This window comes from Enterobacter sp. Sphag1F (assembly GCF_014193275.1).
GTDB lineage: Bacteria > Pseudomonadota > Gammaproteobacteria > Enterobacterales > Enterobacteriaceae > Pantoea > Pantoea symbiotica.
In genome coordinates this window covers 818,616-843,885 of the sequence record NZ_JACHZD010000001.1, presented here as the reverse complement: position 1 = coordinate 843,885, position 25,270 = coordinate 818,616, and the positions used below count along the sequence as shown (strand labels likewise).

The 25,270-nt window shown below is 54.6% G+C and carries 22 protein-coding genes; 9 read left to right on the top strand and 13 right to left on the bottom strand.

The annotated features are described in order from the left end of the window. Positions 1 to 30: 30 nt before the first annotated feature. Both rplY and FHW71_RS03790 read right to left on the bottom strand, forming a co-directional pair. Positions 31 to 315 carry a 50S ribosomal protein L25 gene (gene rplY / locus FHW71_RS03795; RefSeq protein WP_008105033.1) on the bottom strand — a complete coding sequence of 95 codons (285 nt, stop codon included), beginning with the start codon at positions 313 to 315 and terminating at the stop codon, positions 31 to 33. A gap of 131 nt (positions 316 to 446) precedes the next feature. Next, positions 447 to 2,201 carry a DEAD/DEAH box helicase family protein gene (locus FHW71_RS03790; protein ID WP_036648474.1) on the bottom strand — a complete coding sequence of 585 codons (1,755 nt, stop codon included), beginning with the start codon at positions 2,199 to 2,201 and terminating at the stop codon, positions 447 to 449. A gap of 166 nt (positions 2,202 to 2,367) precedes the next feature. Between FHW71_RS03790 and rsuA the strand changes: the two genes are divergently transcribed. From rsuA to FHW71_RS03775, 3 genes are all read left to right on the top strand, one after another. Continuing rightward, positions 2,368 to 3,090 carry a 16S rRNA pseudouridine(516) synthase RsuA gene (gene rsuA, locus FHW71_RS03785; RefSeq protein WP_061717809.1) on the top strand — a complete coding sequence of 241 codons (723 nt, stop codon included), beginning with the start codon at positions 2,368 to 2,370 and terminating at the stop codon, positions 3,088 to 3,090. 12 nt (positions 3,091 to 3,102) lie between these two features. Beyond that, positions 3,103 to 4,296, top strand: a complete 1,194-nt coding sequence (locus FHW71_RS03780; RefSeq protein ID WP_179450069.1) for a Bcr/CflA family multidrug efflux MFS transporter — start codon at positions 3,103 to 3,105, stop codon at positions 4,294 to 4,296. A gap of 382 nt (positions 4,297 to 4,678) precedes the next feature. Further along, entirely contained in the window at positions 4,679 to 5,005 is a 327-nt protein-coding gene (locus FHW71_RS03775; protein ID WP_008105027.1) for a hypothetical protein, read from the top strand. Here FHW71_RS03775 and yejF read toward each other — a convergent pair. From yejF to yeiP, 9 genes are all read right to left on the bottom strand, one after another. Continuing rightward, positions 4,999 to 6,588 (bottom strand): microcin C ABC transporter ATP-binding protein YejF, encoded by a 1,590-nt coding sequence (gene yejF, locus FHW71_RS03770; RefSeq protein WP_179450071.1) that lies wholly within the window; start codon positions 6,586 to 6,588, stop codon positions 4,999 to 5,001. The two genes, FHW71_RS03775 and yejF, sit on opposite strands and share 7 nt — an antisense overlap. Further along, on the bottom strand, positions 6,589 to 7,611 hold the full coding sequence (locus FHW71_RS03765; RefSeq protein WP_008105023.1) for a microcin C ABC transporter permease: 1,023 nt from the start codon (positions 7,609 to 7,611) through the stop codon (positions 6,589 to 6,591). Next, on the bottom strand, positions 7,611 to 8,702 hold the full coding sequence (locus FHW71_RS03760) for a microcin C ABC transporter permease YejB (protein WP_179450073.1): 1,092 nt from the start codon (positions 8,700 to 8,702) through the stop codon (positions 7,611 to 7,613). Before FHW71_RS03760 ends, FHW71_RS03765 begins: the two co-directional genes overlap by 1 nt. A 10-nt stretch (positions 8,703 to 8,712) precedes the next feature. Next, complete coding sequence (locus FHW71_RS03755) at positions 8,713 to 10,521, bottom strand: extracellular solute-binding protein (protein WP_179450075.1); 1,809 nt, start codon at positions 10,519 to 10,521, stop codon at positions 8,713 to 8,715. Positions 10,522 to 10,586: 65 nt separating this feature from the next. Next, positions 10,587 to 12,152 (bottom strand): cyclic di-GMP phosphodiesterase, encoded by a 1,566-nt coding sequence (locus tag FHW71_RS03750; RefSeq protein ID WP_061717803.1) that lies wholly within the window; start codon positions 12,150 to 12,152, stop codon positions 10,587 to 10,589. A gap of 284 nt (positions 12,153 to 12,436) precedes the next feature. Continuing rightward, the gene (gene mepS / locus FHW71_RS03745; protein WP_008105015.1) at positions 12,437 to 13,012 is read right to left on the bottom strand and encodes a bifunctional murein DD-endopeptidase/murein LD-carboxypeptidase; all 576 of its coding nucleotides are present in this window, start codon (positions 13,010 to 13,012) and stop codon (positions 12,437 to 12,439) included. A 514-nt stretch (positions 13,013 to 13,526) separates the two neighbouring features. Continuing rightward, complete coding sequence (locus FHW71_RS03740; protein ID WP_179450077.1) at positions 13,527 to 14,234, bottom strand: phosphatase PAP2 family protein; 708 nt, start codon at positions 14,232 to 14,234, stop codon at positions 13,527 to 13,529. 44 nt (positions 14,235 to 14,278) lie between these two features. Continuing rightward, positions 14,279 to 15,253: a GTP-binding protein gene (locus FHW71_RS03735; RefSeq protein ID WP_061717801.1), complete on the bottom strand. Its 975-nt coding sequence runs from the start codon at positions 15,251 to 15,253 to the stop codon at positions 14,279 to 14,281. Positions 15,254 to 15,359: 106 nt separating this feature from the next. Continuing rightward, the gene (gene yeiP / locus FHW71_RS03730; protein WP_008105009.1) at positions 15,360 to 15,935 is read right to left on the bottom strand and encodes an elongation factor P-like protein YeiP; all 576 of its coding nucleotides are present in this window, start codon (positions 15,933 to 15,935) and stop codon (positions 15,360 to 15,362) included. A 152-nt stretch (positions 15,936 to 16,087) separates the two neighbouring features. Between yeiP and FHW71_RS03725 the strand changes: the two genes are divergently transcribed. From FHW71_RS03725 to fruA, 4 genes are all read left to right on the top strand, one after another. Beyond that, positions 16,088 to 16,342 carry a YkgJ family cysteine cluster protein gene (locus tag FHW71_RS03725; protein ID WP_008105007.1) on the top strand — a complete coding sequence of 85 codons (255 nt, stop codon included), beginning with the start codon at positions 16,088 to 16,090 and terminating at the stop codon, positions 16,340 to 16,342. Between the two features lie 279 nt (positions 16,343 to 16,621). Further along, the gene (gene fruB / locus FHW71_RS03720) at positions 16,622 to 17,752 is read left to right on the top strand and encodes a fused PTS fructose transporter subunit IIA/HPr protein (protein WP_179450079.1); all 1,131 of its coding nucleotides are present in this window, start codon (positions 16,622 to 16,624) and stop codon (positions 17,750 to 17,752) included. Further along, a complete protein-coding gene (gene fruK, locus FHW71_RS03715) occupies positions 17,749 to 18,687 on the top strand; it encodes a 1-phosphofructokinase (protein ID WP_061717799.1) in 939 nt (312 codons plus the stop codon). The genes fruB and fruK overlap by 4 nt, the downstream gene beginning before the upstream one ends. 16 nt (positions 18,688 to 18,703) lie before the next feature. Further along, entirely contained in the window at positions 18,704 to 20,404 is a 1,701-nt protein-coding gene (fruA, locus tag FHW71_RS03710; RefSeq protein ID WP_179450081.1) for a PTS fructose transporter subunit IIBC, read from the top strand. Positions 20,405 to 20,511: 107 nt separating this feature from the next. On the opposite strand, the gene nfo is transcribed toward fruA, so the two are convergent. After that, a complete protein-coding gene (gene nfo, locus FHW71_RS03705; protein WP_179450083.1) occupies positions 20,512 to 21,357 on the bottom strand; it encodes a deoxyribonuclease IV in 846 nt (281 codons plus the stop codon). A gap of 56 nt (positions 21,358 to 21,413) precedes the next feature. Continuing rightward, a complete protein-coding gene (locus tag FHW71_RS03700) occupies positions 21,414 to 22,457 on the bottom strand; it encodes a YeiH family putative sulfate export transporter (protein WP_179450085.1) in 1,044 nt (347 codons plus the stop codon). Positions 22,458 to 22,689: 232 nt separating this feature from the next. Between FHW71_RS03700 and yieE the strand changes: the two genes are divergently transcribed. Together yieE and FHW71_RS03690 are read left to right on the top strand one after the other, a co-directional pair. Next, the gene (yieE, locus tag FHW71_RS03695) at positions 22,690 to 23,556 is read left to right on the top strand and encodes a DNA-binding transcriptional regulator YeiE (RefSeq protein ID WP_061717796.1); all 867 of its coding nucleotides are present in this window, start codon (positions 22,690 to 22,692) and stop codon (positions 23,554 to 23,556) included. 136 nt (positions 23,557 to 23,692) lie between these two features. After that, positions 23,693 to 25,159 (top strand): amino acid permease, encoded by a 1,467-nt coding sequence (locus FHW71_RS03690; protein ID WP_179450087.1) that lies wholly within the window; start codon positions 23,693 to 23,695, stop codon positions 25,157 to 25,159. Positions 25,160 to 25,270: the final 111 nt, after the last annotated feature.

The window sequence follows — 25,270 nt, the reverse complement described above, 5'->3', positions numbered from 1 at the left end:
TGCGGCGTTTTTTTTCAACTCATTCAGCGATTAAGCGCGAACGAAGTCGATGTGGAACAGTTTTGGCTTGAACGGATGACGCTGTACCGCCTGAGCTTTAACTTTGATTTCTTTACCATCAACAGCGATGGTCAGCACTTCGCTGTAGAACTCAGCTTTAACTTGCACGTTCATCACAGCGTCGTGGTCCAGTTCGATAGCAACTGGTGCTTCATTTCCGCCATAGATGATGGCTGGGAATTTGTTTGCTACACGCAGGCGGCGGCTCGCACCCTTACCCTGGTCTTTACGTACTTCAGCGTTAATAGTGAACATTTGATGTCTCTTCAATAGTTCCTGCTACAGGCGACCCAGCAACAGGACGGTTATTCAAACTGCTTTTACGGATGCAAAAGCGGGCGGCATTATAGCCCCAATGATGTCGCAGGGGCAAATGATTCTGCCGCTTATCGCAGCTCATTGGCGCGGCGATAACGGCCCTGATAATCAAACATTTTTTCGCGGATCTGCCAGAAATGGCCTTTTGCACGTGCCACCACGAAATCTGGATGGCGTAATAAAGGCTGTAAGGCGATCACATCCGCTGCGGTTTGCCAGCCGAGTTCCACGCCTGGCGCGCGCTGATGCGGACGCATAAACAGCTGCTCAAAGGCTTTACGTTGCGCTGGCGTTTGCAGGCGAAAACGCTCGCTGACGCTGGTGCCATCTTCATCGAAATAGGTGGCTTTCAGCCATTCACCTTTGTCATCGCGTCCTTGCTCCAGCGTCATGCCAGAACAGCGCAACACACGCGCATCTTTCAATTTCAGCGCGGCTTTCAGCATGTCATCCGGGTCGACCAGAATTTTGTCGCATTGATTGCAGCGCCGCGCGGCGATGTCATTCTCGGCGCCACAATCCGGGCAGCTTTTAAAGCGGAAGCGGTAATCACACTGTTCGCGCTCGCCTTCATCATCTTCCAGCACGCCCTGACAGCGGCGACCAAAATGCTCAATGATGTGACCATCTTCAGTGGTTTTGCCCCAAAACGTGTTGGCGAAACCACAGGCGGGACAGAACACCTGCACCGGCTGATTGTCGCTGGCGCCTTTCGGTGCGCCGACTTCGGGGGTAAAAAGATCGTGTGGATTTCCAGCGTAATCCAGCACCAGACAATCGGTTTTGCCGGGCGACAGGCGCAAACCGCGACCGACAATCTGCTGATAGAGGCTGACGGATTCGGTAGGGCGCAGAATGGCGATCAAATCAACGTGGGGCGCGTCAAAGCCGGTGGTCAGAACGGCAACGTTGACCAGGAACTTCAGCTGCTGCGCTTTAAATTCACCAATTAAGCGGTCGCGATCTTTCACTGCCGTTTCCGCCGATACCAGCGCGCTGTTTTCAGGCAGTAGCGTGAGAATTTCACGGGCGTGTTCCACGGTAGAAGCAAACACCATCACGCCGCGTCGATCTTCAGCAAACTCAACAATCTGCCGGATAATATGCGGCGTCACGCGATGCTGTTGTTTCAGCTCGCGGTTGAGATCGGCTTCGCTAAACAGCCCATTATTCTGCGGGATCAGCCGGCTGAAATCGTACTGCACCACCGGCATATCTAAGCGCTCCGGCGGCACCAGAAAGCCGTGTTTGATCATATAGCGCAGCGGCAGCTCATAAATGCAGTCGCGGAACAGTGCTTTCTCATCACCGCGCACCATGCCGTGATAGTGGAACTGGTAAATCCAGCCTTTGCCGAGACGGAAGGGCGTGGCGGTCAAACCCAACAGGCGCAGCTGCGGATTATGTTGCCGCAGGTGAGTGAACAGCAGCTGATACTGACTCTCTTCGTTATCGCTGATGCGGTGACACTCATCGACGATCACCAGCGAAAAGGCGCTGTCGAAGCGATCAAGATTGCGCGCCACCGACTGCACGCTGCCAAACACCACTTTGCTTTCGCTCTGTTTGCGCTGCAAACCGGCGGCGAAGATGTCGGCTTGCAGGCCATACGCCTGATATTTGCTGTGATTCTGCTCCACCAGCTCTTTCACGTGGGCCAGCACCAATACTCGTCCGCGCGCTAACCGCGCCAGTTCAGCAATCACCAGGCTTTTACCCGCGCCGGTCGGCAGCACAATCACCGCCGGCGTAGCATGGCGACGAAAGTGGTTGAGCGTGGCGTCAACCGCCTCTTGTTGGTATGGGCGCAGGGTGAATGACATCGGGGCAAACTTTTTTCTGGAACGGACGCGCATTATGGCATGAAAGCCAGTTAAACGCAGGTTCACTACTGTTAGCAGTCTAAGGATCAAGCTATACTGCCCACACTTTCTTAACGGACAAAAACACCGTTTCAGTTTCCCCCGCAGTAACAGGCAAAGCGAATTCATGCGACTCGAAAAATTCATATCTCAGCAACTGGAAGTTAGCCGTGCTATCGCCGGACGCGAAATCCGCGCCAAAAAAGTCACCATTAACGGCGAAGTCGTGCGCGATGCGGCTTACAAAGTATTGCCAGACGATGAAGTCGAATACGACGGCAATCCGCTGGTGGTGCAGCAAGGTCCGCGCTACTTCATGCTGAACAAGCCGCAAGGTTACGTCTGCTCAACCGACGATCCCGATCATCCCACCGTGCTGTTCTTTATCGAAGAACCTGCGGCGTTCAAGTTGCATGCGGCGGGACGTCTCGATATCGACACCACCGGTTTGGTGCTGCTGACCGACGATGGTCAATGGTCACACCGCATTACCTCACCGAAGCATCACCTGGAAAAAACCTATCTGGTTGAAGTCGAAGAGCCAATCGATCCAGAACTGGTTGAGAAATTCGCTGCAGGTGTACAGCTGCACAATGAAAAAGAGCTCACCAAACCTGCGGTGCTGGAGATCCTTGATGAGAAAGCGGCACGCTTGACCATCAGTGAAGGGCGCTACCATCAGGTCAAACGCATGTTTGCGGCGATGGGTAACCATGTATCGGCGCTGCATCGCGAACGTATTGGTGACATCGAGCTCGATGAAGATCTCGGTGAAGGTGAATATCGTGAATTGACCCAGCAAGAGGTCGACAGCATCGGCCTGCCAGAAGAACTCAAACAACGCAAATAGCGGGAGAACGCGGTGCGCAAGGAAAAGAATTCACCGGTTGGTTTAGTGGTCATCCTCGGATTGCTGGCGATGTTGATGCCACTTTCGATTGATATGTATCTGCCGGCCATGCCGCAAATCGCGCGCGAGTTTGCGGTTTCGGCGGGCAGCGTGCAGATGACGCTCAACCTCTACATCCTCGGTTTCGCTATTGGCCAGTTAGTTTATGGTCCGCTGGCGGATAGCTACGGACGTAAACCGGTGATTGTGCTGGGCACGCTGATCTTTGCCTGCGCCGCTGCGGCTTGTGCGCTGTCACAAACCATCGATCAGCTGATCTTTATGCGCTTCCTGCACGGCTTATCGGCCGCCGCTGCCAGCGTGGTGATCAACGCCTTAATGCGCGATACCTACTCGAAAGAGGACTTCTCGCGCATGATGTCGTTCGTGATGCTGGTGACCACCATTGCGCCGCTGCTGGCACCGATTATCGGTGGCTGGCTGCTGTTGCTGTGGAACTGGCACGCCATCTTCTGGACGCTGGCGGGTGCCGCGCTGATCACCACGGTGCTGGTGGTGACGCAAATCCGTGAAACGCTTAAGCCCGAACAGCGGCAGCGTTTTCATCTGCGTACCACCTTGGGTAACTTCGTGGCGCTGGTGCGCCACAAGCGTGCCTTCAGTTATATGCTGGCGAGCGGTTTCTCCTTTGCCGGATTATTCACCTTCCTCAACGCCGGTCCGTTTGTGTACATCGAAGTGAACCACGTTTCACCGCAGAACTTCGGCTATTACTTTGGCCTGAACGTGGTGTTCCTGTTCGTGATGACGCTGATCAATAGCCGCGCCGTGCGCCGCTTTGGTCCGGTGAAAATGTTCCGCCTGGGATTGGTGATTCAGTTTGCGATGGGCGTTTGGCTGCTGATCTCCAGCGCGCTGGATTTAGGCTTCCTGTCGCTGGTGTTTGGCGTGGCGATGTTTATTGGCTGCGTCTCGACGGTGTCGTCGAATGCGATGGCGGTGATTCTGGATGAGTTCCCACATATGGCGGGCACGGCTTCCTCGCTGGCGGGCACGCTGCGTTTTGGTGTCGGTGCGTTAGTCGGCGCACTGCTCTCATTAGTCAGCATTAACAGCGCATGGCCGATGGTGGCTACGATTGCGCTGTGCGCCACAATTTCGATTGTGCTGTTTACCTATGCTTCACGGCCTCAACAGCCAGCGTGACATCACCAAGGTCGCCATGAATGGCGACCTTACATATCCTGAATCTTCCCGTAGGGTCGCCATTTATGGCGACCTGGCCTAACTTAAATCTCTCCCCTCACTCGCTAATCCCCATTCATTCGTTATGCTTAATGTTTCCATTATGTGAAAATTTAGAGATAAAAAAGTAACGAGATTGCGTCTAAAATGATTGTTAACCGCAGCCGAACACGGTAAACATAGGCATAAATGTGAGAAGCCTCGCAAATTATAAATTGGCTACACGCTTTGTGCTTAAAACGATAAGGCAGACTGAGTTCGTATTCTGAGCTAACCAGGTTGGGATTCACCACGTTGTGCCGTCGTCGTGAATAAAGTTAACGTCTCTGGGGGCCGTATAACTATGCTGCAACTTTCCGTTGTGCATCGCTTGCCACAACATTATCGCTGGTCGCTTGAACATGCGGGTGAAATTGAGCGTCAGGAAGCGGCGAATGGCGTGCATGCCGAAGATTTAGTGGTACTGCGTCTGCTGAGCCACGATGGTCATCCGGCGCTGGAAATTCTGCACCAGCTGAAAGAAACGCTGGCGCAGATTCAGGTCGAATGCAAAATCGCTCAGTGTGAAGGGCAACCTTGTCTGCTGATTCAACGTGATGACGAAAGCGCGACCAACTGCTGCCTGAAAAATCAGGGTGTTGCTATCGCCGAAACCTTTGATGGTCACTGACTAAGATCTTTTCCCTGCGCTGACGCCAGTAGCTGCCGCGTGTAATCGGCTGCTGGTGCGTTAAAAAGTGTTTCGCAATCACCTTGCTCCACCACTTCACCCTGACGCAGCACAATCAGCTGATGACAGAGCGCGCGTACCACCTGCAAATCATGACTGATAAACAGATAGGCGAGTTGATGCTGCTGCTGCAAACGACGCAGCAAGGTCAGAATTTGCTTCTGCACCGAGCGGTCCAGCGACGAGGTGGGTTCATCCAGCACAATCAGCTGCGGCTCAAGGATTAACGCGCGGGCGATAGCGATGCGCTGACGCTGACCGCCGGAAAACTCCGCCGGATAACGTGAACGGCTGTCGGCATCGAGTCCCACTTCCTGCATCACCGCAATCACCTTTGCTTCCTGCTCGGCAGCACTGAGTTCCGGACGATGCACCGCTAAGCCTTCTGCAATCACCTGTTGCACCGTCATACGCGGATTGAGCGACGAATTGGGATCCTGAAACACCACCTGAATGCGCTGGCGCAGCGGCAATAACTGCTTTGGCGATAGCTTATGCAGCGGCTGATCGTCAAACCAGATCTCCCCGCGCGCGGTGATTAAGCGCAGCAGCGCCAGGCCGGTGGTACTTTTACCCGAACCCGATTCGCCGACCAATCCCAGGCTTTCGCCACGCCGCAGCGTAAAGCTGAGATCCTTAAGCGCCAGCTTCTCTGCCACGGTGCGACGCAGCAATCCACGCCGGATCGGGAAACCAACCTGTAGATTCTTCACCTGCAACAGCGGTTTAGGATCCAATAGCGGCACCGGTTGACCATCCGGCTCGGCGGCGATCAGCTCGCGCGTATAGGGCTGCTGCGGTTGGCTAAACAGCAAATCGCAGCGATTGTGTTCCACACCGCGGCCATTACGCATCACCGTGACGCTGTGCGCCAGCTGACGCACAATATTCAGGTTGTGGGTGATGAACAGCATGCCCATATTGAGTTCACGCTGCAGTTCGCGCAGCAGTTGCAGAATCTGCGCCTGAACCGTGACATCCAGCGCGGTGGTCGGTTCATCGGCGATCAGCAGCTTCGGTTGCGTCAGCAGCGCCATGGCGATCATCACGCGCTGTCGCTCACCACCGGAAAGCTGGTGCGGAAAATCCTGCAGACGAGACGCCGCGTTACGAATGCCGACGCGATCCAGGCAGCTTAGCATTTCGCCACGCGCGGCTTCGCGCCGCATCCCGCGATGCACCGACAGCACTTCATACAGCTGCTTTTCCACATTGTGCAGCGGATTGAGCGACACCATCGGCTCCTGAAAAATCATCGCCATCTGGTTGCCACGCAGCCCGCGCAGGGTGCGTTCGCTGGCCTGCAGAATATCCTGGCCGTTAAACAGAATTTCGCCTTGCGGATAGTTGACCGGCGGCTGTGGCAATAAGCGCATGATCGATAGCGCGGTAACGCTTTTACCGGAACCGGATTCGCCCACCAGCGCCAGCGTTTCGCCGGCATCAATCTGCAGCGAAATGTCTTCCACCACGCGGCGATCCTGAAAGGCCACCGCCAGATGATTCACCGTTAGCAGGCTCATTTAGCGTCCTCGGCTCGGGTCAAAGGCATCGCGTACCGCTTCGCCGATAAAGATCAGTAACGACAGCAGCAGGGCGAGGGCAAAGAAGCCCGCCAGCCCCAGCCAGGGTGCCTGTAAATTGTTTTTGCCCTGAAGCAGCAGCTCGCCGAGCGATGGCGATCCGACCGGCAAACCAAAACCAAGGAAGTCCAGCGAAGTTAGCGTGGTGATTGAGCCGCACAGGATAAACGGCAGAAACGTCAATGTGGCGACCATGGCGTTTGGCAGCATGTGGCGCAGCATAATGCGGCTGTCGCTGACGCCAAGCGCGCGTGCCGCACGGATATAATCGTAGTTACGTGCGCGCAGGAATTCGGCACGCACCACGCTCACCAGGCTCATCCAGCCAAACACCACGGTAACCAGCAGCAGCCACCAGAAGCCGGGCTGAATCACGCTGGAGAGCAGAATCAGCAGGAACAGCGATGGCATGCCGGACCACACTTCAATCAGACGCTGACCCACCAAATCGATGCGGCCACCAAAGTAGCCTTGCACCGCGCCGACCACGATGCCAATCACGCTGGAGAACAGCGTCAGCATGATGCCGAACAGCAATGAGATGCGCGTGCCATACAGCAAGCGTGCCAGCACATCGCCGCCGTTAGCATCGGTGCCGAGCCAGTTTTGCGCCGAAGGCGGAGAAGGGAAGGGCACATCGGTAGCGAAGTTGATGGTGCTATCGCTAAAGCGAATCGGTGCCCAAATCGCCCAACCTTGCTGATCGATGCGCTGCTTCAACCACGGATCCTGATAATCAGCGGGCGTAGAGAAATCGCCGCCGTAATCACTTTCGCTGTAGTTGAACAGCAGCGGCATGTACCAGCGCTGCTGATAATGTACTAGCAGCGGTTTGTCGTTGGCCAGCAACTCAGCGCCCAACGACAGGACAAAAATGATCAGGAAAATCCACAGCGACCAGTAACCGCGACGGTTATGGCGAAAACGCTGCCAGCGCTGTTGGTTAACAGGAGATAAGCGCATCAGCGTCCCTCAAAATCAATGCGCGGATCGACCAGCGTGTAGGTCAGATCGCTGAGAATGTTCATCAGCAGGCCAATCAGGGTGAAGATGTAAAGCGTGCCAAACATTACCGGATAATCGCGTTGTATGGTGGCGTCGTAGCCGAGCAGGCCTAAACCATTGAGTGAGAACATCACCTCAATTAACACCGAGCTGGTGAAAAACATGCTGATAAAGGTGGCAGGAAAACCGGCGATCACCAGCAGCATGGCATTGCGGAACACGTGGCCGTAAAGCACGCGCTTCTCATCCAGCCCTTTGGCGCGCGCGGTGACCACGTATTGTTTGCGGATCTCATCGAGGAAGGAGTTTTTGGTCAGCATGGTCAGCGTGGCAAAACCGCCAATCACCGTGGCCAGCACCGGCAGCGTGATGTGCCACAGGTAATCGGTGATTTTGCTGTACCACGGCAGCGCATCAAACTGCGGTGACGTCAGGCCGCGCAGCGGGAACCAGTCGAAGTAGCTGCCGCCGGCGAACAGCACAATCAGCATGATGCCGAACAGGAATGCCGGAATCGAATAGCCAATGATGATAAAGGTGCTGCTCCAGATATCGAAGGCACTGCCGTTACGCACCGCTTTTTTGATGCCCAGCGGAATCGACACCAGATAAATGATCAAGGTGCTCCACAATCCCAAACTGACGGAGACCGGCAAACTCTCTTTGATTAGCTGCAGCACCGATGCGCTGCGGAACAGGCTGTCGCCGAAATCAAAACGGATGTAGTTCCACAGCATTTCGCCGTAACGCTGCAGCAGCGGCTTATCGAAGCCGTAGCGATGCTTAATCTCCTCGATCACTTCCGGATCCAGGCCGCGCGCGCCGCGATATTGGCTGTCGCCGGGATTGTCGCGCACCAGCGATCCGCGCGCGCCGGCGTCGCCACCGCCTGAGCCGGGAATACCGGTGCTGTGACCAAACTGCACGTTGGCTAACGCCTGATCCACCGGGCCGCCGGGTGCTATCTGCACAATAAAGAAGTTCAGGGTGATGATCGCCCATAGCGTGGGGATGATCAGCAGTAACCTGCGTAGAAAATAGGCTGCCAAACCGTGCTCCTCAGCGTCGATCGACCGGCAATCGCCCGGCTTTGTTCACATCGTACCACCAGTTTTCCAGACCGGTAGCAAACGCGGGTTTAATCTCGGGATGGGAAAACTTGTCCCAATACGCCATGCGATCTTCCGCGCTGTACCACATCGGAATCATGTAGGCATTCCACAGCAGGATGCGATCCAGCGCCTGGCCAAGCGGCAGCAGCGCTTTCTCATCGCCCTGATGCTCAACGATCTGCTCGACAAAATGGTCGACGATGGGATCTTTCACGCGCGGCGTATTCCATGAAGAGTTGATGAACTCAGACTGCCAGATAGTGCGCAAGCTGGTGGAGGGCCATGGCATCGCGTAATAGAGTGACGGAATCATGTCGTAGTCACCTTCACGTAAACGCCGTAAATATTGCGAGCTGTCAATCTGGCGCAATGTGACCTGAATGCCAAGCCGTTGCAGGCTGTGCTGGAACGGCAGCGCCCAGTCGTTTTGCGTGCCGCTGCGCATCAGTAATTCGAAACGGAACGGCTGGCCGGTTTTCACGTTCACCAACTGCTGGTTTTTAATCTCCCAGCCCGCCTCTTTCAGCAGCTTCATGGCTTGCAACAGGTTGCCGCGATCGAAACCGCTGCCGTCGGAACGGGGCGGGGCATACTCATTGTTGAACACTTCCGCTGGCAGCTGCGCCTTGTACGGCGCCAGCAGAATCAACTGCTCGGCTTTGGGATAGCCAAGTGCAGCATATTCGGTGTTCTGGAAATAGCTGCGCGTGCGTTTATAAGCGCCGTAGAACAACGCTTTATTCATCCACTCAAAATCAAATGCCAGCGTAATGGCTTCGCGTACGCGACGATCGGCGAACAGCGGTTTTTCGTTGTTAAAGGCCAGCCAACGCGTGTCGGTGGAAACGGTGTTGGGAATGGTTGATTTGACGATGGCGTGACTATCAAAGTTGCGCCCGCGATATTGCGTGGCCCATTTCTTGGCTGAACTCTCTTCACGCAAATCGTAAGCGCCGGCTTTGAAGGCCTCGAACGCCACGTTGTCATCGAGATAATAGTCATAACGCAGGGTATCGAAGTTAAAGCGTCCGCGATTGACCGGCAGATTGGCCGCCCAGTAATCTTTCACCCGGCTGTACTGGATAAACTGACCCGATTTATACGAGGTGACGCGATAGGGCCCGCTGGCCAGCGGCGGATAACCAATCGGCTCATTAAACTTTTTGTTTTGCCAGAATTTTTCCGGGATGACCGGCAGCGTTAACCAGCTAAGAACGCGATCTTTGTCCGGCTTCGGCATGTCGATGCGCACGGTGAGGCGATTAAGCGCTTTAACTTGCACGTCGCGAAACGCCACGCGAAATTGCGGCACACCTTCCGTCATGAATTTCTGAAAGGTAAAAGCCACATCCTGCGCGGTAATCGGTGTTCCATCCTGAAACTGTGCATGTGGATTGATCGACACTTCCATCCAGCGATAGTCGTCGGGATAGCGCGCCGATTCAGCGATCAGCGGATAGTAGCTGCCAGGTTCATCATCGGATGTGGTAAACAGGCCGTCATACAGCGTATCAGTGCCAATGCCGGGATTGCCGCGCGAGGCGAAGCGATTGAAGTTGTCGTAGGTGCCGACCACCGCCAGCGTGATTTTGCCGCCTTTAGGTGCGGCGGGATTGGCGTAATCGTAGTGCGTGAAATTGACCGCATATTTCGGCTCGCCCAGTTTAGCAAAGGCATAGCTTTCGTTGATGGTTGCGGCATGCAGCGGCGCAATGGCGCTACAAAACAATAACGCTGTGACAAGACGCAGCAGCATAAGTGAGGCGATCTCCTGTGGTGTTCCGCACTTTATGGTAGCAGTTTCATGGGGTTCGCGTGATGCTAACTCAGTATGCGCTGGCGTTGGAAGTAACTGGCGAGTTTTTCAGGTCGTAGCGGTCGGCTAAACAGATAGCCCTGTAAATGCGTCACGCCGCGATTCACCAGCCATGCAGCCTGATCGCCGGTTTCAACGCCTTCCGCCACAGTTTTCAGGTTTAGTTTTTTCGCCAGCAGCAGCACCGCATCAAGAACCGGCGAGGTGACGGTTTCCGTGCCAATGCTTTGCACAAACCCACGATCGATCTTCAGATAATCGAACGGATATTTTTCCAGGTAGATCAGCGCACTGTGTCCGGTGCCAAAATCATCAATCGCAATTTTGAAATTGTTTTCGTGCAGCCAGGCGAAGATTTCACCGGCGTTTTTTTCCCCGACCATAGTGCGTTCGGTAATCTCAAACACATAGTTGAAATGATCAGGCGGCATGGCGTTAATCCATACCTGCACATCATGACGGAAACTCTCTGAAGCGAGATGCAGCGGCGAGAGATTGAGGCTCAGACGTGTGCCACGCGGCAGTTGTTTACAGAGAAACTGTGCATCGCGCGCCACCAAAGTAAACAGATGCTGGGTGAGCGGAATAATCAGGTTTTGCGCTTCGGCGTAGCTAATAAAGGCATCAGGCGGAATCATGCCTTCAGTGGGATGCGTCCAGCGCAGCAGCGCTTCCACGCCGTAAGGTTGTCCATCATGTGCGGTAACCAGCGGTTGGTATTCAACGTGAAACTGACCACGTTTGATTCCCTGCATGATCTCTTTGCCCGGACGCTGATGTCGAGTCAGCAATAGCCAACTCAAAGCGGAAACCAGTAAGGAAAATAGTATCCCAGTGAGCAGCGTCAGTGAGTAATCACGTGGCGCTAAGGTGCTGCCAAACAGCACAAAGTGCAGGTCGCTATTGTTAAAGGCTATTTCATGCAGCGATGCAGGCAAATCACTGGCGTGCACCACCTTGTTGCTGCCGCTGAGTAGCGCCTTATTACCAATCACCAACGCCATGCCGGTGATTTCGGGATGATAGGAAGCCAGCAACTGGTAAGGCGTCAGGCTGATGTTCATGGTGGCGAGAATGCCGGTCTCAGCCGAACCTGGATTTTTCAGCCAAAGCGCCAGCGCCGGTTTCGTTGGTAGCAATGGCGTGCCTTCCAGTAAGCGCATATCGCGATCGCGTTCCAGTTCAGATTCAGGCGATATCGCGTTGGCAGCCAGCAAAAAACTGCCCGTAGCAGAAGAGCAGTAAGCATTACTGTCGCGGACCAGCAGGATGGCGCGGATATTCCCGGCAAACGCGGCGCGAGAAGTCAGCTCACGGCCGACGCTGCTACAGGTTAATTGTGTGTATTGCTGCAGTGGATAAAGCGTATCCACCAGGGTTGTAATGACCTGTTGTAAATCGTCACGGCTGTGAGCCAGTAGCTGTTGATGTTGTTGTACGCGTTTTTGCCAGGTCAGTGTTAACAGGACGGTGACAAAAAGCAGAAAAAACAACGTGCCGATGATTACGCTACTCCAGGCGATGCGTCTTGAGTAGCTGGCGTGGCGTTTTAATGTCCCCGAAAGTGGCATGGAGTGTATTCCCCTTGTCTTGCCATTTTTTATTATGTTTATCACTTTGGTCATTACCCAGAGTCCTGCCGACATCGCAGTAATCACGGCGTCTGAAGGGCGATGTTTGGGTATCAGGAAGTCAACGAGAATATAACGAGAGCGCGAAGAATGTCTCGTTATATTTTTGATTCTCAATTACTTTTTATCGATTGGATTTGAGTTAAAAACAGTGGGCGAAAAAAAAACGCTGCCGGGGCAGCGTTTTCTGATTCTCTGGCTGAGAGGATCTTCAAAAGAATACGTTAGCTCGGGTTTTTAGCGAGAACCCGACGCGCTTCACGGTAACGATTTTTCCAATAACTGTCATTCAGATTGGAAATCATCACGCCACTGCTAGTGGATGCGTGAACAAAATTATCGTTGCCGAGATAGATGCCAACGTGGCGACCGGTAGAACCGGCGCGGAATAGCACTAAGTCACCTGCGCGCAATTTATTGCGTGAAATCTCTTTGCCGGTGTCTTGCTGTTCTGACGTTGAGCGTGGCAAATCTAAACCAAACTGCTCGCGAAAGGTGCGCTGAACAAAAGCAGAACAATCAATGCCGCGTTTGGTGTCGCCGCCTAAGCGATAACGTACACCTTTCCAGTCACTGTACTGTTCCATGATGCGGGACTTAACGTCCACATTCTGCACCATCTGTTCAAATTCGTCCTGAGACGCTTGAAGTAAAAAACCATTCTGGTTGTTAACTTCATGATTCTCGTTATTCGCGTTCTGACCGTTATGGGTGCTGCTACATGCTGATAAAAGTGTTGCCAGAGCAACTGCGGGAATGATCCGCCTGAGGTATCTCAGTATTGGTTGAGACTTGACCATTGTACGTGAATTCCTTCGGTTTCCTTACGACAGAATGTCGTCAGCCAGATGACAAAACGGGTTGAGATTAATAAGTACGGCCGTCTAAGACAAATCCTTAATTACTAAAATGTGTTAATGCACACATTTTTGTAGCTTTAAGCACCGCATTTTATGCTGTTGCTTACTAATCGGATTTGAGGTTAACCGATTACAGACCGCGTGGCGAGTGCTTTTATATAAATATTCAAAGGTTTTTTCGATGTGAAATCAATCTGTAACACAATGGCTAGTTTATCAACAATTGGCAGCGATTTAATAGCCAAACAGCGGTGCAATAAGGGGGTAATTCTGGCGCTAAGGCCGATTTTAAGAGGGTTCGGGCTGGACAGACTAAGATAAAGGCTATTGTTCCGCATTTTTCATCATAATCTTTTCTTTTACCTGAATAATGTTAGTTTGCTAATAGTTTATTCAGGTTTTAAATAAGCGCGAGCGATCGACTTTTTATTCTATGATCACTCGCGCTTAACAATTACCTGCGCGGCTTATATTTGCCCGGCAACGAACGGTCCAGCCAATTGACTAGCTTGTCGCTGAATGGCGTTAACAGGCACCAGCTCATGCCAACCAGCACCACCGACAACGAACCGACAGCAATATCGGTAAACCAGTGCGCACCCGCCATCACGCGTGGCAGAGCAAACACCACGCTAATCGCCAGTCCCACCAGAAACGCGCGGAAGCCGAAATAGCGCCACATAAAGCAGGTGAAGATCATCAGCATCATGCCGTGGTCGCCCGGGAAGCTATCTTTCGACGCATCTTTGGCCGGGATGCCGGTCAGTTCGCTTACGCGATGCACATTGTCAAAGAACAGCGTTGGGCTGGAGTGTTGCACCGGCAGCAGATGGCCGAGCTGGTTCAGGATCACGGCGCTTAGCAACATGGTGATGCCAATCGCGAGCATGCGACGGCGTCCTTGCGGTGTTTCGCGACGCCAGAAGCACAGATACAGCGCACCCATCGCCAGCAGTGAAACCACATCGAAGCCGCGAAAGTTAGTGATGGCCACTAACAGCGCGAAGCCGTGATGGTCAACCATCTGGTCATTGAAGCCATAAAAGATGGCTTTATCGATACCAAACCAGAACCCGTGATCGGGCGGCAGGTACCATGAAACAAACAGCATTATCCCTAGCGCATTCAGCAGCAGGATGGTGATTAATCGTGACGCGCGCATAAAAAATAAATCCAAAGTGAAAACAACGGGGCAACCTAACGCACCTAATTTAAACGAATCTTCAACAAGGCGGTCTGCAAAAGGTTCCAGTCTACGGGCTGATGATGGATTAATTCGATGCGGCTATCCGGCGGGGTAGTAGGGCGCGTTTCGATAAACAAGTCTTCGCCCTGGCGATTGATGTTGACTAAACCGTCCGCCGTCCTCAGTACACCTTTAACACGATCCACCGGCGCAAGCCGCGCCCACTCTAGCGCGGCAATAGTATCGAACACGGTTTCCTCATCAAAAATCCAGCCACAGGAAGCATAACCCTGGCCTTCATTGAGCGCCCGACGCCAGCGCGCCTGACCATCCAGTTTCAGTGCGGCTAAGCCTTGTGGACGTGAAGCGTGGTGGTGGTGGGCTGCATCGGGAACCGCACGATCCGCCAAGGCGGGTTGCGTCAGCAGCGCGGGATCGATCGCACCCCAGGCCGCTTCTACCAGCTGGCGTTCACCCAAAAATTGCAGCTGCCAATCCTGTAAACGCTGACGATCCTCATCGCTCCAGCGATCGCTTTTGTTCGCCACGATGACATCGGCCGCCACCAGCTGATCGCGGAAGTTCTCATTCTCCACCACGCGTGCGTCGGCGAGCTGGCGCGGATCGAGCAACGTTAAGGTGGCATCCACCTGAATCCAGGGTTGATAGACCGCAGCACGCAGCATGTTCAGCAGCTGTTTAGGATGGCCAAGACCGGTGGGTTCGATAATCAGACGATCGGGTTTCGCCTGCTTCAGCAGCATGTTCAGCCCAACCTGCAGCGGCAAGCCGTTAACGCAGCACATGCAGCCGCCGGGAATCTCTTTCAGCGTGGCACCACGATCGGCGAGCAGTGCGCCGTCGATGCCAATTTCGCCAAATTCGTTGACCAGAATCGCCCAATTTTCGTCGGCGGGTTTGTTGGCTAACAGATGCAGCAGTGTGGTGGTTTTTCCGCTGCCGAGAAATCCGGTGATGAGGTTTACGCGCGTCACAAAAGGGCTCCCAAAAAAAGAGAATAAATCGCGCGCGGATGAAGGGCATCCGGCGCGCACGGCCTTGTTATACTATAACAATCACCGGCGGCCGGACGGAAGCACGTTATGAGTCAGCGCGTCCCATGTAACGACGTTCCGCAATATGAATGCGGATGCGATCGCCATTGCTCAGATATTCTGGCACCTGAATGGATAAGCCGGTGCTCATGCCAGCGGGTTTGGATCGCGCGCTGGCGGAGGCGCCTTTGATGCCCGGTGAGGTATCAACAATTTCCATGTCGACGGTTTGTGGCAGTTCAAGTGCCAATACCTGGCCGTCCATCGTCAGCACCTGAATGCCGGGAATGCCGCCTTCAGGAATAAACAGCAGCTCTTCTTCGATTTGCTCTTTCTTAAAGTTGTACGGCGTGTAGTCTTCGTCATCCATAAACACATACTCATCACCATCTATATAAGAGAAGGTGACGGCGCGGCGGCTGAGCGAAATGGCGTCAATAATATCGTCGCCTTTGAAGCGCTCTTCCACTTTCAGGCCGGTGCGGACATCGGTAAAACGCATCTTATAGAGCGTCGCGGCACCGCGAGCACTTGGGCTCTGCACATCAATGTCTTTCACCAGCAACAGTTTGCCGTTCCAGGTGACAGCCATCCCTTTTTTGATCTCATTTGCCTTTGGCATGGTGGTTTTCTCGCTGACAGGAGGTTAATGCGCGTCACGTTACTCGCGCGGCGAAAAACTGGCAAGCGAGGCAATGTAAAATTGTTGCCGGTGCATGGCATTCGCGGCCTCAGACTGTTATTGTCGCGGCGAATTGTCTACAGGAGCGCATGATGTTTTGTCGTGACCAGTGCGGTGCCTGTTGCACAGCCCCCTCAATCTCATCCCCGATTCCTGGCATGCCGCACGGCAAGCCGGCCAACACGCGTTGTGTGCAGCTTGATGAGCAGCAGCGCTGCAAAATCTTTGGTTCACCGCTGCGTCCTGCGGTCTGTGCCGGTTTACAACCGAGCGCGGAAATGTGCGGCAGCAGCCGTGATAGCGCTATGACGTTCTTGCTAAAACTGGAAGCCGATACCGCACCTTGAACCCTTTGCTGACGCTGAGCTGAAAAATTTGGCTTAGTGCCGGTTGTCTGTACAGCAAAAGCATCAGCCTGCCTGCCGGTAAAAATCTTAAATCCAACATGAAGTGTGCGGGACGTCAAAAATCTGCTACTCAGATCGCGCATTTTCTTGCCTGCTGTTCGTGGCTGTACCATATTCCCTGAAACGTTTCAGCGTTGTCATTCCGGCTAAGTCCGCGATGCATAGCATCTTTTTTCAACATCTAGCTGAAACGATTCAATACAGCAAGCGAGGAGAGATATGTTCCAGCTCGAAGTTCAGGCTATTCATACCGGTGCTAGCGCACAGAATAAAGAAGAGGCCATTCGCCAGGTTGCCGCTGCGTTAACCGCTGCGGGCAATGTGGCCGAAGGCTACGTTAACGGCATGCTGGCGCGCGAACAGCAAACCACCACTTTCCTGGGTAATGGTATTGCCATTCCGCACGGCACCACCGACACCCGCGACCTGGTACTGAAAACCGGTGTACAGGTTTATCAGTTCCCGCAGGGCGTGGATTGGGGCGAGGGGCAAACGGCATATGTGGCGATCGGTATTGCCGCCAAGTCTGATGAACACCTCGCGTTGCTGCGCCAGCTCACCCACGTATTAAGCGACGACAGCATTGCTGAACAGCTGAAAACCGCCTCGGCGGAAGATCTGCGAGCGCTGCTGATGGGCGAAAATCAGGCGGCAGAATTCAAATTCGATACTTCGCTGATTGCCGTTGATGTAGCGGCCAGCGATTTAATTACCTTACAGGCACTGAACGCCGGTCGTCTGCAGGCTGCAGGCGCGGTGGATGCGTCCTTTATTGCTGACGTGATTTCCCGTGCACCGCTGAGCCTGGGTCAGGGCATCTGGCTGAGCGACAGCGCTAACGGCAACCTCGGCAGCGCAGTGGCTGTCAGCCGCACCGCTGCACCATTCCAGCATCAGGGCGAAAACGTTGCGCTGCTGCTGACCGTGGCGGCTAACGATCAGCGTCCGCTGGAGGTGCTGGGCTACCTCAGTAACTTGCTGCTAACCAACAAAGCTGAACGTCTGCTGAAGGCCGATGCCGCCGGGATTCTGGCGCTGCTGACTAGCGAAGTCGATGAAGCCGCTGAGCTGCTGACTGCGGAGTTCACCATTCGCAACGAACATGGTTTGCATGCGCGTCCGGGAACGGCGCTGGTTACTGTGATCAAGCAGTTCAACAGCGATATCACTGTGACCAATCTCGACGGCAGCGGTAAACCGGCTAACGGCCGTAGCCTGATGAAAGTCGTCGCGCTGGGTGTGAAAAAAGGCCATCGCCTGCGCTTTACCGCCAGCGGTGATGATGCGCAGCAGGCGCTGAACGCGATTGAAGAAGCCATTAACGCCGGTTTAGGCGAGGGGGCAGCATGAGTCGTCGTGTCGCAACAATTACCTTAAACCCGGCTTACGATCTGGTCGGTTACACGCCAGAAATTGAGCGCGGTGAAGTTAACCTGGTGAAAACCACCGGCCTGCACGCGGCGGGTAAGGGCATCAACGTTGCCAAGGTGCTGAAGGATCTGGGTATCGATGTCACCGTCGGCGGTTTCCTCGGCAAAGAGAATCAGGACGGCTTTCAGCAGCTGTTCAGTGAGCTCGGCATTGCTAACCGTTTTCAGGTGGTGCAGGGCCGGACGCGTATCAACGTTAAGCTGACCGAAAAAGACGGCGATGTAACCGACCTGAACTTCTCCGGTTTTGACGTCACCGCGCAGGATTGGGATCGCTTCACCGCCGATTCACTCACATGGCTGGGCCAGTTCGACATGGTGTGCGTCAGCGGCAGCTTGCCAGCCGGCGTAGCGCCAGAAGCGTTCACCAAGTGGATGAGCGATCTGCGCACGCTGTGCCCGTGCATCATCTTCGACAGCAGCCGCGAAGCGCTGGTAGCCGGTCTGAAAGCCGCGCCGTGGTTGGTGAAACCGAACCGCCGCGAGCTGGAGATTTGGGCCGGTCGTAAACTGCCTGCGCTGCAGGACGTGATTGGTGCCGCACATGAACTGCGTGAGCAAGGTATTGCGCACGTGGTGATTTCTCTCGGTGCGGAAGGCGCGCTGTGGGTGAATGCTTCCGGCGAATGGATCGCCAAACCGCCCGCTTGCGAAGTGGTCAGCACCGTTGGTGCCGGCGATTCGATGGTCGGCGGCCTGATTTACGGCTTGCTGATGCGTGAATCCAGCGAGCACACGCTGCGTCTGGCAACGGCAGTGGCGGCGATGGCCGTCAGCCAAAGCAACGTTGGCGTTAAAGATCGTACCCAGTTGGCCGCGATGATGGCGCGCGTCGACTTACAACCCGTTAACTAACAGCAGGAGAGCGATAATGAAAACGCTGCTGATAAAAGATTCTTCACTGGGACTGGCATCAGGACATCTGGCGCTGGAACGCTTACGCGCGACGGCGGCACAAGCCGGGCTGACGCTGACCGATAATGCCGCCGAAGCGGAACTGGTGCTGGTTGCTGGCCATAATGCGCCGCATGACGCAGAGCTGGCGGGTAAATCGCTGGCGCTGGTTGATGTGCAGCAAGCGCTGCGCGATCCGCTGGCGGCAATCAATCAAGCCAAAGCGAGTGCCAAAACCTGGCAGCCTGCTGCTGCAGCAACCGCTGCCGCGCCAGTGGCGGCGCAGAGCGGTGGGCAGAAACGCATCGTGGCGGTGACCGCTTGCCCAACTGGCGTTGCCCATACCTTTATGGCCGCCGAAGCTATTCAGGCCGAAGCGACCAAGCGTGGCTGGTGGGTGAAAGTCGAAACCCGTGGTTCTGTGGGCGCTGGCAACGCGATTACGCCAGAAGAAGTGGCGGCAGCCGATCTGGTGATCGTCGCGGCTGATATCGATGTGGATCTGGCGAAATTTGCCGGTAAGCCGATGTACCGCACCTCAACCAGTCTGGCGCTGAAGAAAACCGCGCAGGAGCTGGATAAAGCGCAGGCCGAAGCGAAAACCTATCAGCCGAGCGGCAATCAGGCGGCTAGCGCGCATGGCGACAGCAAAGAGAAAGCCGGTGCCTATCGTCACCTGCTGACTGGTGTTTCGTACATGCTGCCGATGGTGGTCGCTGGTGGTTTGAGCATCGCGCTGTCATTCGCCTTTGGTATCACCGCATTTAAAGAGCCGGGCACCTTAGCAGCGGCACTGATGCAGATTGGTGGCGGCAGCGCCTTTGCGCTGATGGTGCCCGTTCTGGCCGGCTTCATTGCCTTCTCGATTGCGGACCGCCCGGGTCTGACGCCAGGTTTGATTGGCGGTATGATCGCCACCAGCATTAACGCCGGTTTCCTTGGCGGCATCATCGCCGGTTTCATTGCGGGTTACGCCGCGAAGATGCTCAGCAGCAAAGTGAAGTTGCCGCAGAGTATGGAAGCGTTGAAGCCGATTCTGATCATTCCGCTGGTGGCGAGTTTGATTACCGGTTTGCTGATGATTTACGTGGTTGGTAAGCCGGTTGCTGGCATCATGACTGGCCTGACAACCTGGCTGGCAAACATGGGTACGGCGAACGCAGTACTGCTGGGCGCGATTCTCGGTGGCATGATGTGTACCGACATGGGCGGTCCGGTGAACAAAGTGGCTTACGCATTTGGTGTTGGTCTGCTCAGTTCACAAACCTACGCACCGATGGCGGCAATTATGGCGGCCGGTATGGTGCCACCGCTGGCGATGGGCCTGGCGACGATTGTTGCGCGTCGTAAGTTCAACAAAGGTCAGCAGGAAGGCGGTAAAGCGGCGCTGGTACTTGGTCTGTGCTTTATCTCTGAAGGTGCCATTCCGTTTGCGGCGCGTGACCCAATGCGTGTGCTGCCATGCTGTATCATTGGCGGCGCGGTAACCGGTGCGATTTCCATGGCGATTGGCGCGAAACTGATGGCACCGCACGGTGGTCTTTTCGTCCTGCTGATTCCTGGCGCGATTACCCCAGTGTTGGGTTATCTGATGGCGATTGTGATTGGTACTGCGGTGGCAGGTCTTGGCTACGCCATCCTGAAACGTCCGGAAGAAGAGCTGGTAAAAGCAGCGTAATCTTCGCCAGACATGAAAAAGGGAGCCTCGGCTCCCTTTCGTTTATGGCTGGCATCAATACAGAACCATTACGTAGGGTCGCCATTCATGGCGACCTGGTTAAATCATTAACCCTGCTGCTCTGACTTCAGCCACGCAATCTCATCCTTCCAGATATCGGGATTGATGGTTTCCAGAATCATCGGAATGCCGTCAAAACGTTTATCCTTCATCAGCCAGCTAAATGCGGTTTTGCCAATATTGCCTTCACCCAAACTGTGATGGCGGTCGACGCGACTGCCCAGCGTGCTCTTGGCATCATTCAGGTGCATCCCGCGCAGATATTGGAAACCGACGATGCGTTCAAAATCGCTAAACGTCTCCGCGCAGGCTTCTTCGGTACGCAGATCGTAACCGCCCGCAAACGCATGGCAGGTATCAATGCACACGCCAACGCGCGACTTATCTTCCACGTGTTCAATAATGGTGGCGAGGTGCTCGAAGCGGAAACCGAGGTTGCTGCCCTGGCCAGCGGTGTTTTCGATCACCGCCACCACGCTGCTGGTTTTATCCAGTGCGATGTTGATCGATTCGGCGATACGCTTCAGGCACGCTTCTTCATCAATTTGCTTAAGATGGCTGCCGGGATGGAAGTTCAGCAAGGTCAAACCCAACTGCTCGGCACGCTGCATCTCATCGAGGAAAGCTTCGCGCGATTTCTCCAATGCTTCCATCACCGGATGGCCAAGGTTAATCAGATAGCTATCGTGCGGCAGGATCTGCGCAGAGGTGAAGTTATAGCGATCGCAGGCGGTTTTAAACGCATCGATCACTTCTCCTGACAGCGGTACTGCTTTCCACTGGCGCTGATTTTTGGTGAACAAAGCAAACGCGGTGGCTTCGAGTTCGTGGGCACGGATAACTGCCTGGTCCACGCCGCCTGATGCACTGACGTGTGCGCCGATATATTTCATGCCGCTCTCCTGATTGGGCGATTGCTACTGCAAAGCGCTCACTATAGCGGATGCGATTACGCCATGAAATGTTGCACCAGCACATTGAGTGCTCCGCCGCCAACAATCAACCAGCCAAACATCACCAAGCCGAGCAGCAGCGGTTTCAAACCGGCCTGCTTTAAGGCACTGAAACGCGTGGTTAAACCCAGCGCCGCCATCGCCATCGCCAGCAGCAGATTTGCCAGCTGATTCAGCGTACTAACCACGTTAGCAGGCAGCAGATGCAACGAATTAAATAGCGCAACCACAATAAATAGCAGCGCGAACCACGGGAAACTGATTGATTGCTGCTGCGCGCTGTGGCTACGTTGACGCTTCAGCCAGCTGCCCAGAATCAGTAAGAAGGGCGCTAACATCATCACGCGCAGCATTTTAGCGATCACCGCAGTATTCTCGGTTTCTGCACCCATTGCATGCCCAGCCGCGACAACCTGCGCCACTTCATGCAGCGTCGATCCGGTAAAGATGCCGAAATGTTCTGCACTAATAGTCGGCAGCAGCGACCACAATAGCGGATACAGCACGATGCCAACGGTGCCAAACAGCACCACGGTGGCAACCGCTACCGCCACTTTTGACGGCGCAGCTTTAACGATAGGTTCACTCGCCAGCACCGCCGCCGCGCCGCAAATGCTACTGCCCGCACCAATCAGCCACACGGTTTCACGATCCATCTTCAGCATACGAATGCCGATAAAACAGGTCAGCAGGAAAGTTGAACTGAGGACCATCGCATCGATCAGCACGCCGCTCAGACCGACATCAGCAATCTGCTGTACGGTAATACGAAAGCCATACAGGATGATGCCGAGGCGCAGCAAGCGCTGTTTCGCCAGCAGCACGCCGCTGTCACAAGCTCCAGCAATCTGCGGATAAAGGGTGTTGCCGAGCACGATGCCCAAAATAATCGCTAACGTCAGCGCACCGAATCCGGCACCGGCCAACCATGACTGATTGCCAAGCCACGCCGCGAGACCGGCAATCGCGACAGTCAGCAGCAAACCCGGCAGCCAGTGATGTAGATGAAACGGGCTTTTATTCACGCTTAACTCAGCCATACTTTTCTCCTTATCGTGTCGGCATTCATTTCGAAATGCCGCTCACTTAAGCAATAAATCGCTTATGTAATCAGGTGCGCATGAATGCGCACCCTACGAAAACCCGTAGGGTCGCCATTTATGGCGACCTTCTAACATTCAATCTCTGCCTTAAGCGTGCGCTGCACTGGTATAAAAGTAAAATTGATAATATATTTATAATTAACCAGAATAAGTAATATAAGAGGGACACATGCACATCACGTTGCGGCAGATTGAAGTGTTTACCGAAGTGCTGAAAAGCGGCTCGACAACCCAGGCTTCGCAAGTGCTGGCGCTGTCGCAGTCGGCGGTGAGCGCCGCGTTAGCGGATCTGGAAAACCAGCTTGGCGTGCAGCTGTTTGACCGCGTCGGTAAGCGGCTGGTGGTGAATGAGCATGGACGTTTACTCTATCCGCGCGCCGTGGGTTTGATGGAGCAGGCGGGTGAAATCGAACAGCTGTTTAAAGAAGATAATGGGGCGATTCGCCTGTTCGCCAGCAGCACCATCGGCAATTATCTGCTGCCCGGCATGATCGCTGCCTATCGCCGTGATTTTCCCGCGCTGCCGCTCGAGCTGAGCGTCGGCAACAGCCAGGATGCGATTAATGCGGTGGCGGATTTTCGCGTCGATATCGGCTTGATCGAAGGTCCATGTCACGAGCTGGATATTATCAGCGAGCCGTGGCTGGAAGATGAGCTGGTGGTATTTGCTGCGCCGGATGCCGCCATCCTGCAGCAGCCGATTACGCTGGAAACACTCGCCGCCGCACCGTGGATTCTTCGCGAGCGCGGCTCGGGTACGCGTGAGATCGTCGATTATCTGCTGCTGTCGCATCTGCCGCAGTTTCAGCTCGGCATGGAGTTGGGCAACTCAGAGGCGATTAAACACGCGGTGCGTCACGGCATGGGCATCAGCTGTTTGTCGCGGCGGGTGATTGAAGATCTGCTGGAAGCCGGCACGCTGGTGGAAGTATTGATCCCGCTGCCGCGCCTGACGCGTACGCTGTATCGCATCCATCATCGACAGAAGCATGTCTCCAAAGCTTTGAGCCGTTTCCTGTCGTATTGCCGAGAATAATCGCAGCGCTAAACACGCTGCGGCTAATAATTCCTGGCCGATCATGAAGGTAACTAATAACCCGACGTGAATGCTATACAGCTTGGGGCTAGCTGCTACAATCTCGCCTCATTTTTATCCAGCATAGCGTTTACACATGCATAATGACTCAAAAACAACACAACAACCTGGATTGCGCCGTGAATTAAAAGCGCGTCATCTCACCATGATCGCCATTGGTGGCTCCATCGGTACCGGCCTGTTTGTCGCCTCGGGTGCCACCATTTCTCAGGCCGGACCTGGCGGCGCGCTGCTCTCTTATGCGCTCATCGGCTTGATGGTTTACTTCCTGATGACCAGCCTCGGCGAACTCGCGGCATTTATGCCGGTTTCTGGCTCCTTCTCCACTTACGGTTCGAAATACGTTGAAGAAGGCTTCGGTTTCGCGCTGGGCTGGAACTATTGGTACAACTGGGCGGTCACCATCGCCGTTGACCTCGTCGCCTCGCAGCTCGTCATGAACTACTGGTTCCCGGACACGCCCGGCTGGATCTGGAGCGCACTGTTCCTCGGCCTGATGTTCCTGCTCAACTACATCTCCGTAAAAGGCTTCGGCGAAGCGGAATACTGGTTCTCGCTGATCAAAGTGACCACCGTCATCATCTTTATTGTGGTGGGCGTGCTGATGATCACCGGCATTATGCGTGGCGCAGAAAACGCTGGCTGGCACAACTTGACCGTCGGCGAAGCGCCGTTTGCCGGTGGATTTGCCGCAATGATTGGCGTGGCGATGATTGTCGGCTTCTCCTTCCAGGGTACCGAACTTATTGGTATCGCGGCCGGTGAATCCCAGGACCCGGCGAAGAACATCCCGCGCGCGGTGCGTCAGGTGTTCTGGCGAATCCTGCTGTTCTATATCTTTGCCATTCTGATCATTAGCCTGATTCTGCCGTACACCGATCCGAAGCTGCTGCATAACGACGTCACCGATATCGCCATCAGCCCGTTCACGCTGGTGTTCCAGAATGCCGGTCTGCTCTCAGCGGCAGCGGTGATGAACGCGGTGATTCTGACGGCGGTGCTGTCCGCGGGTAACTCCGGTATGTACGCCTCAACGCGCATGCTGTTCAACCTGGCACGTGAAGGCAAAGCGCCACGCATTTTCGGCAAGCTGTCGAAAGGTGGCGTGCCGCGTAACGCGCTGATTGCCACCACCGTGGTGGCGGGATTGTGCTTCCTGAGCTCGAAATTTGGTAACCAGGAAGTCTACCTGTGGCTGCTGAACACTTCGGGTATGACCGGCTTTATCGCCTGGTTGGGTATCGCCATCAGCCATTACCGTTTCCGTCGCGGTTATATCGCGCAGGGCCACAGCCTTGCCGATTTGCCGTACCGTTCGGGTTTCTTCCCGCTGGGACCGATCTTCGCCTTTATTCTGTGTCTAATTATCACGCTGGGGCAGAACTATCAGGCGTTCCTTGCCGACCGCATTGATTGGTATGGCGTGGCCGCTACCTATATTGGTCTGCCGCTGTTCCTGGTGATTTGGTTGGGTTACAAGCTGACACGCGGCTCGCGCTTCGTGAAATACAGCGAGATGGAATTCCCGACGTTTAAAGAGTGATTTTTACGTTAAGGTGCGCATTTTTGCGCACCTGCTTTTTAAGCTTTGTTACTCAGATTGAATTGATAATTATTATCACCTGCACTATTGTGGCTGCCGTTATGATTTCGA

What these genes read in the sequence shown, in the direction of transcription:
- rplY (WP_008105033.1), bottom strand. Translation starts at nt 315, where the DNA reads ATGTTCACTATTAACGCTGAAGTACGTAAAGACCAGGGTAAGGGTGCG.
- FHW71_RS03790 (WP_036648474.1), bottom strand. Translation starts at nt 2,201, where the DNA reads ATGTCATTCACCCTGCGCCCATACCAACAAGAGGCGGTTGACGCCACG.
- rsuA (WP_061717809.1), top strand. Translation starts at nt 2,368, where the DNA reads ATGCGACTCGAAAAATTCATATCTCAGCAACTGGAAGTTAGCCGTGCT.
- FHW71_RS03775 (WP_008105027.1), top strand. Translation starts at nt 4,679, where the DNA reads ATGCTGCAACTTTCCGTTGTGCATCGCTTGCCACAACATTATCGCTGG.
- yejF (WP_179450071.1), bottom strand. Translation starts at nt 6,588, where the DNA reads ATGAGCCTGCTAACGGTGAATCATCTGGCGGTGGCCTTTCAGGATCGC.
- FHW71_RS03765 (WP_008105023.1), bottom strand. Translation starts at nt 7,611, where the DNA reads ATGCGCTTATCTCCTGTTAACCAACAGCGCTGGCAGCGTTTTCGCCAT.
- FHW71_RS03755 (WP_179450075.1), bottom strand. Translation starts at nt 10,521, where the DNA reads ATGCTGCTGCGTCTTGTCACAGCGTTATTGTTTTGTAGCGCCATTGCG.
- FHW71_RS03750 (WP_061717803.1), bottom strand. Translation starts at nt 12,152, where the DNA reads ATGCCACTTTCGGGGACATTAAAACGCCACGCCAGCTACTCAAGACGC.
- mepS (WP_008105015.1), bottom strand. Translation starts at nt 13,012, where the DNA reads ATGGTCAAGTCTCAACCAATACTGAGATACCTCAGGCGGATCATTCCC.
- FHW71_RS03740 (WP_179450077.1), bottom strand. Translation starts at nt 14,234, where the DNA reads ATGCGCGCGTCACGATTAATCACCATCCTGCTGCTGAATGCGCTAGGG.
- yeiP (WP_008105009.1), bottom strand. Translation starts at nt 15,935, where the DNA reads ATGCCAAAGGCAAATGAGATCAAAAAAGGGATGGCTGTCACCTGGAAC.
- FHW71_RS03725 (WP_008105007.1), top strand. Translation starts at nt 16,088, where the DNA reads ATGTTTTGTCGTGACCAGTGCGGTGCCTGTTGCACAGCCCCCTCAATC.
- fruB (WP_179450079.1), top strand. Translation starts at nt 16,622, where the DNA reads ATGTTCCAGCTCGAAGTTCAGGCTATTCATACCGGTGCTAGCGCACAG.
- fruK (WP_061717799.1), top strand. Translation starts at nt 17,749, where the DNA reads ATGAGTCGTCGTGTCGCAACAATTACCTTAAACCCGGCTTACGATCTG.
- fruA (WP_179450081.1), top strand. Translation starts at nt 18,704, where the DNA reads ATGAAAACGCTGCTGATAAAAGATTCTTCACTGGGACTGGCATCAGGA.
- nfo (WP_179450083.1), bottom strand. Translation starts at nt 21,357, where the DNA reads ATGAAATATATCGGCGCACACGTCAGTGCATCAGGCGGCGTGGACCAG.
- FHW71_RS03700 (WP_179450085.1), bottom strand. Translation starts at nt 22,457, where the DNA reads ATGGCTGAGTTAAGCGTGAATAAAAGCCCGTTTCATCTACATCACTGG.
- yieE (WP_061717796.1), top strand. Translation starts at nt 22,690, where the DNA reads ATGCACATCACGTTGCGGCAGATTGAAGTGTTTACCGAAGTGCTGAAA.
- FHW71_RS03690 (WP_179450087.1), top strand. Translation starts at nt 23,693, where the DNA reads ATGCATAATGACTCAAAAACAACACAACAACCTGGATTGCGCCGTGAA.